The 6,652-nt window shown below is 67.2% G+C and carries 4 protein-coding genes; 2 read left to right on the top strand and 2 right to left on the bottom strand.

The features are described 5' to 3' along the window. Positions 1 to 74 precede the first annotated feature (74 nt). Both pta and QOI01_RS29280 read left to right on the top strand, forming a co-directional pair. Complete coding sequence (pta, locus tag QOI01_RS29285; protein ID WP_526386650.1) at positions 75 to 2,168, top strand: phosphate acetyltransferase; 2,094 nt, start codon at positions 75 to 77, stop codon at positions 2,166 to 2,168. Further along, a complete protein-coding gene (locus QOI01_RS29280) occupies positions 2,165 to 3,313 on the top strand; it encodes an acetate/propionate family kinase (RefSeq protein ID WP_526386644.1) in 1,149 nt (382 codons plus the stop codon). Before pta ends, QOI01_RS29280 begins: the two co-directional genes overlap by 4 nt. Positions 3,314 to 3,411: 98 nt before the next feature. On the opposite strand, the gene QOI01_RS29275 is transcribed toward QOI01_RS29280, so the two are convergent. After that, complete coding sequence (locus tag QOI01_RS29275; RefSeq protein ID WP_526386649.1) at positions 3,412 to 5,604, bottom strand: tetratricopeptide repeat protein; 2,193 nt, start codon at positions 5,602 to 5,604, stop codon at positions 3,412 to 3,414. 119 nt (positions 5,605 to 5,723) lie between these two features. Beyond that, positions 5,724 to 6,644 carry a glutamate ABC transporter substrate-binding protein gene (locus QOI01_RS29270; protein ID WP_526386648.1) on the bottom strand — a complete coding sequence of 307 codons (921 nt, stop codon included), beginning with the start codon at positions 6,642 to 6,644 and terminating at the stop codon, positions 5,724 to 5,726. Positions 6,645 to 6,652: the final 8 nt, after the last annotated feature.

Raw genomic sequence — 6,652 nt, 5'->3', positions numbered from 1 at the left:
TGGTCCGGATCTGACAACCGGGGCTGCATCGCCCTGGGTGGTTTGGCAGGCTGACACCCGTGCCTGACTCCAGCATCTCGGCCATCTACGTGGCGTCGCCTGAAGGTGACACCGGCAAGTCGACCATCGCGCTGGGCATCCTTCACCGGCTCGCGGCGACCGTCGCGAGGGTGGGCGTCTTCCGGCCGATCACCAGGATTTCCGGAGGGCAGGAGCGAAGCGACCCGGGGAAGCGGTACGAGGACCGGGACTATATCCTGGAACTCCTGCTGGCCCACACCACCGCCGGCCTGACCTACGACGAGTGCGTCGGCGTCGGATACCAACAGCTGCACGAGGATCCGGACTCCGCCCTGTCGGACATCGTCGACCGCTACCACCGCGTCGCCGAGAGGTGCGACGCAGTGGTGATCGTCGGCAGCGACTACACCGACGTGACCTCACCAAGCGAGCTGTCGGTCAACGCGCGCATCGCCGTAAACCTCGGCGCCCCCGTCGTCCTGGCGGTGCGGGCCAAGGACCGCACACCCGAGGAGGTCGTCCACGTCGTCGAGCTGTGTCTCGCCGAGCTGTCCGGCCAGCACGCTCACACCGCCGCGGTCGTCGCCAACCGCTGCGACCCCGACGAGCTGACCGCCGTCGCGAAAGCGCTCGAGCGGGTGGTCCCGAAGAGTTACGTGCTGCCCGAGGAACCGCTGCTCGTCGCACCTTCGGTGGGTGAGCTGCGCGACGCGGTCGACGGGACGTTGACGAGCGGCGACGAGGACCTGCTGCGCCGTGAGGCCCTCGGGGTGCTGGTGGCGGGGATGACGGCCGAGCACGTCCTCGAGCGGCTTCGTGAGGGGATGGCCGTGATCACGCCTGGCGACCGCTCCGACGTGGTCCTCGCCGTGGCGAGCGCCCATGCCGCAGAGGGCTTTCCGTCACTGTCGTGCATCATTCTCAACGGAGGGCTGCCGCTGCATCCGTCGATCGCTGCGCTGGTGGCCGGCCTCGGCCTGCGGATGCCGATCCTCACCACCGAACTCGGGACCTATGACACGGCGCGAGCGGTGGCGCAGGCGAGGGGACGGGTGACCGCGACGTCGGAGCGCAAGGTCGACACCGCGCTGACCTTGATGGACACCTACGTCGATACGGCGGATCTGATTGCACAACTATCGATTTCGGTTCCTTCGGTGGTGACGCCACAGATGTTCACCTACCAGCTGCAGGATCGGGCGAGGTCAGATCGCAGGAGGGTCGTCCTGCCAGAAGGCGACGACGATCGCATCCTCAGAGCGGCCGGCCGCCTGCTCCAGCGCTCGGTGGCCGATCTCACCATTCTCGGCGACGAACCGGTAGTCCGGGCGCGCGCCGCGGAACTCGGTGTCGACCTCTCGGCCGCCGACGTCATCGATCCGCGCACCAGCGAGCTGTGCGATCGGTTCGCCGAACAGTATGCGGAGCTGCGCAGACACAAGGGCGTCAGCGTCGAGCAGGCCCGCGAAATCATGCACGACGTCTCCTATTTCGGAACCATGTTGGTGCACAACGACATGGTCGACGGCATGGTGTCCGGGGCGAAGCACACCACGGCGCACACGGTGAAGCCCGCGTTCGAGATCATAAGGACGACGTCCGGGGTTTCCACGGTGTCGAGCATCTTCCTGATGTGCCTCGCCGACGAGGTGCTCGCGTACGGCGACTGCGCGATCGTGCCCGACCCGACGGCCGAGCAGCTCGCCGACATCGCGATCTCGTCGGCCCGCACGGCCGCGCAGTTCGGCATCGACCCGAGGGTGGCGATGCTGTCCTACTCGACTGGCACCTCGGGGACGGGTGCTGACGTCGACAAGGTAAGGACGGCAACGGAATTGGTGCGCGCACGGGAGCCCGATCTGCTGGTCGAAGGACCCATCCAGTACGACGCGGCGGTGGCGCCCTCCGTGGCGGTGACCAAGATGCCCGATTCGAAGGTCGCGGGCCGTGCGACGGTGCTGATCTTCCCCGACCTCAATACCGGCAACAACACCTACAAGGCCGTGCAGCGCAGCGCGGGCGCGATCGCGATCGGGCCGGTGCTGCAGGGTCTGAACAAACCGGTCAACGACCTGTCACGGGGAGCCCTCGTCGAGGACATCGTCAACACCGTTGCGATCACCGCCATCCAGGCGCAGGACAAGTGAGCGCGCCTCGCACCGTACTGGTGCTGAACTGCGGTTCGTCGTCACTCAAATACGCCGTCGTCGAACCGGATTCGGGACGCCAGATCGCGGACGGGATCATCGAGCGCATCGGTGAAGGTCCTTCGGCGCCGGCCGACCACGAGGCGGCCTTGCGGGCGGCGTTCGACGAGTTGTCCGAGTCCGGCATGCACCTCGACTCGCTCGGTTTGGTCGCGGTCGGGCACCGGGTCGTGCACGGCGGGCGCGACCTCTACCGGCCGACGCTCGTCGACGACGCCTTGATCACCACGCTCGAGAGGCTCGCGCCACTGGCGCCGCTGCACAACCCGCCCGCGATTCTCGGCATCGAGGTCGCGCGCAGGGTGCTGCGGGATCTTCCGCACGTCGCGGTCTTCGACACGGCCTACTTCCACGACCTGCCCGCCGCTGCGGCGACCTACGCGATCGACCGGGACGTGGCCGCCAGGTGGGACATTCGCCGCTACGGCTTCCACGGCACGTCGCACCGATACGTGAGCGAGCAGGTAGCCGAGTTCCTCGGGGTGCCGCTGGAGTCGCTGAGTCAGATCGTGCTCCACCTGGGCAACGGCGCGTCGGCCTCGGTGATCGTGGGGGGCCGGCCGATCGACACCTCGATGGGCCTGACGCCGATGGAGGGTCTGGTGATGGGCACCCGGTCCGGGGACGTCGACCCCGGCGTCATCATGTACCTCGCGCGCACGGCAGGGATGAGCATGGAGGACATCGAGTCGATGCTCAACCGCCGCTCCGGAGTGCTGGGACTTGGCGGCGAGATTGACTTCCGGCAGCTGCACCGGCTCATCGAATCCGGGGACGCCGACGCGCAATTGGCATACGACGTCTACATCCACCGGCTCCGCAAGTACATCGGGTCGTACATGGCGCTGCTCGGCACCACTGACGTCATCACGTTCACCGCAGGAGTCGGCGAGAACGACGCCGCGGTGCGCCGGGATGCGCTGAGCGGACTCGCCCCGCTTGGCATCGAACTCGACGAACACCTCAACGACTCCCCGGCCAGGAGTCCGCGCCGCATCTCGGTCGCCAAGTCGCCGACCACGGTGCTCGTCATCCCCACCGACGAGGAACTGGCGATCGCGAGGGCGTGCGTGGGAACGATCTAGAGTCCTTCCGCGAGCAGACGCAAATGTGCCCGACACGCCGCAACCTTGGACACCTTTGCGTCTGTTCGCGGGGGCGGGGTTAGTTCGCGGGTCAACTCTCAGAAGGTGCTCATCGGCCGGACGCTGTTGGCTAGATCGACCAGCGCATAGCGGTGCTCCTGCGTCGGCGCGACGCGAGACAGCCCGCGAAGTGATGCCTCGACGCCCAGCCGTAGACCGTGTTCGGTGAACGGGAACCCCAGGATGTGGTTGGTGCTCGCGGTGTTGTCGGCCAGCCAGTCCATCGCGGTCCCGAGCACCAGGGCGCGGATCTGAAGAACCCTGGGTTCGGTGTCGGGAAGCACCTCGACCCGGCGCGCGGCATCGCGGATCTGTTGTTCGGTGATCTCGCTGCCGGAGCGGCCCGACAGCAGGGTCACCGCACTGGTGAGCCGCGCGGTCGTGAAGTGTCTCGAGGTGGGCGGAACCTGGTCGAGCGTGGTGACCGCCTCATCGCGTTGGGCATCCGCGGACTGAGCGCGGGCCAGCCCGAATCCGGCGGAGATCACGCCGTTGTCCGTGTTCCACACCGTCTTGTAGAACGACCGCTCGTCGGCGGATCCGCAGAGCTCCGCCGTCGCGGCCAACGCCAGCTTGGGCGCCAGCTCGCCGGGCAGCGTGTCCAGCACCTCGGTGAAGTGTTTGGTCGCGGATTCGTAGTCGGCCGAGAGCAATTCGGCCACCGCGCGGAACCAGACCAGACGCCACCGCCAGCCGACCCGTTCGTAGAGGTCGTCGAGCTTGCGGGTGGCCTTGGCCACGTCGCCTAGGTCCAGCAGGGCCCGCACCTCCATCAACGGCAGCTCGACGGACTCGGAGAGGTCGAGGCCCTCGGAGTCCAGCGAGCCGTACCGCGCCGCCCGTAGGGAGTCGAGCGTCTGGACGGGCTGGCTGAGCACCGTCGCCGACAGCACCGCCGCGCCGACGTCGGCGGGGTCGACGAGCGGCACCTGCAGTGCCTTGACTATCTCCTGGGCGGTGAGCTTCTCGGAGTGCACCTGACCGTCGAGGTAGACGTCGGTATGTGCGACGAGCAGGTCGATGCCGAACGTCGACCGGGACGGGCTGAACACGGTCGACAACCCGGGCCGCGGCATGCCGGAGTCCTGTGCGACGACCTCCCTCAGCACCCCGATTAGCTGGCCGGACATCTCCTCGGCGCTGGCGAAGCGCCTGCGCGGGTCGGCGTCGATAGTGCGGCGCAACAGTCGGCCGAACGAATCATATTGGGCCAGAACGGGATCGTCTTCGGGCAGGCCATCGTCATAGCGGCCGTTGCGGGTGCGCAGATCCAGCGTCAACGCAGCGAGGGTACGTCCGACGGTGTAGATGTCGGTGGCCATCGTCGGCCCCGTCCTCACGATCTCCGGCGCTTGGTATCCCGGTGTGCCGTAGAGGAATCCGTAGGAGTTCAGCCGTGATACGGCGCCGAGGTCGATCAGCTTGAGCTGCTCTTCGGTGACCATGATGTTCTCGGGTTTGAGGTCGTTGTACACCAGTCCGACCGAGTGCAGATAGCCCAGCGCGGGCAGGATTTCGAGCATGTACGCGATCGCCTGCGCAACCGGTAGCCGGTGTCCCTTGGCCTGCTTGAGTGACGTACCGCCGACGTACTCCATCACGATGTAGCCGACGGGGTCGCCGTTCTTGTCGTCGTGCTCGACGAAGTTGAAGATCTTCACGATCCCGGGGTGGGTGACCTCGGCCAGGAACTGGCGTTCGGCCATCGCGATCGACTGTGCCTCGGCGTCGCCCGAGTGCACCAACCCCTTGAGCACCACGGGGCGGTCGTTGACGTTCTTGTCGAACGCCAGGTAGATCCAGCCAAGGCCGCCGTGCGCAATGCAACCCTTGATCTCGTACTGGTCGATCACCATGTCGCCAGGACTCAGCTGTGGGAGAAAGGAATACGGGCTCCCGCAGTGCGGGCACCAGCCCTCGGACAGCGCTTCGCCGTCGGAGGTGGAGCGACCGACCGGTTTGCCGCAGTTCCAGCAGAACCGCTTCGCCTCGGCCACCACCGGGTCGGTCATCAGCGCTTCCAGCGGGTCCCGCTCCGGCACCCGCGGGACCTCGACGAGCCCGCCGCCGAGGCGTCGGATCGGCGACCACCGCCGTGTCAGCATCGTCGTCTGATCGTGGGGTTCGGTCTCGGCGGTGCCGACCGAGACGCCGTCCGAATCGTCGAAGTTCGGCCGGAACACCGCCTGGGTCGCCATCGGCCGCATGGTCGCCAGCGAGTCGTAGCTCATGGCCTCGGCGGGCTGGGTGCCCGGATAGGCATCCTCGTCGGAGGAGTCGCTGGAAGTCGTCCCTTGGGCCTCGTCGGGCTTCTCTTCAGGGATGTCGTCGTGCCGGTCAGGGGTGGCCATCAGTCCGAATACCTCGGCACGGGCGGTGCCGGCGTGGGCCCGAGCACCGTCAACCACTTGCGGTACAACGTGTTCCACGTGCCGTCACGGCGCACACGGTCGAGTGTGCCGTTGACGAACCGCACCAGGCCGGTGTTCTCCTTGTTGATCCCGATACCGTACGGCTCCTTGGCCATGGAGGGCCCGACGATGTGCAGGTACGGGTCCTGGGACACCAGGCCGGCCAGAATCGAGTCGTCGGTGCTGACGGCGTCGACCTGGCGCTGCTGCAGTGCGACGAGGCAGTCGGCCCACGTCACGACCTCGACGATGACGGGCGGCGGGTCGATCTGCTGGATGCGCTGCAACGACGTCGTGCCCGTGACCGCGCACACCCGCTTGCCCGCCAGATCGGACGCCTGGGTGATCGCCGAGTCACGCGGCGCAAGGATCCGCTGGTTGGCCGCGAGATACTCGGTCGAGAAGTTCACCAACTTCTCGCGGTCGCACGAGATGCTCATGGTCTTGACCACGATGTCGACCTGATCGTTCTGCAGCGCGGTGATCCGGTCGGCCGAGGACAGGATTCGGTACTCGACCTGTGACGGCGTGCCGAAGATGTCGCGAGCCACCTCGCCCGCGATGTCGACGTCGAAGCCGGTGATCTCGCCGGTGATCGGGTCGCGGAAGCTGAACAGGTTGCTGCCGATGTCGAGACCGACGATGAGCCTGCCCCGGTTGCGGATGTTGGTGACGGCGTCCTGGGCTTCGGCCTTCGTGGCGAACGGCCGCAGACTGGCCGTGCAGTCGTCCTCGTTGCCGGCCTCGAGCGGTTGGGCGGGCTGCGGCGACGCCTCTTCCATGCCTGCGGGTGTGGGCGGCGCCAGTGTCACGCTCGGCACGTTGAGGACGGGCGCGGCTTGGCTGCAGCCGGCCACCATCGTCACCG

The organism is Mycobacterium sp. (assembly GCF_032162605.1).
GTDB lineage: Bacteria > Actinomycetota > Actinomycetes > Mycobacteriales > Mycobacteriaceae > Mycobacterium.
This window is presented reverse-complemented; position numbering and strand designations above follow the sequence as displayed.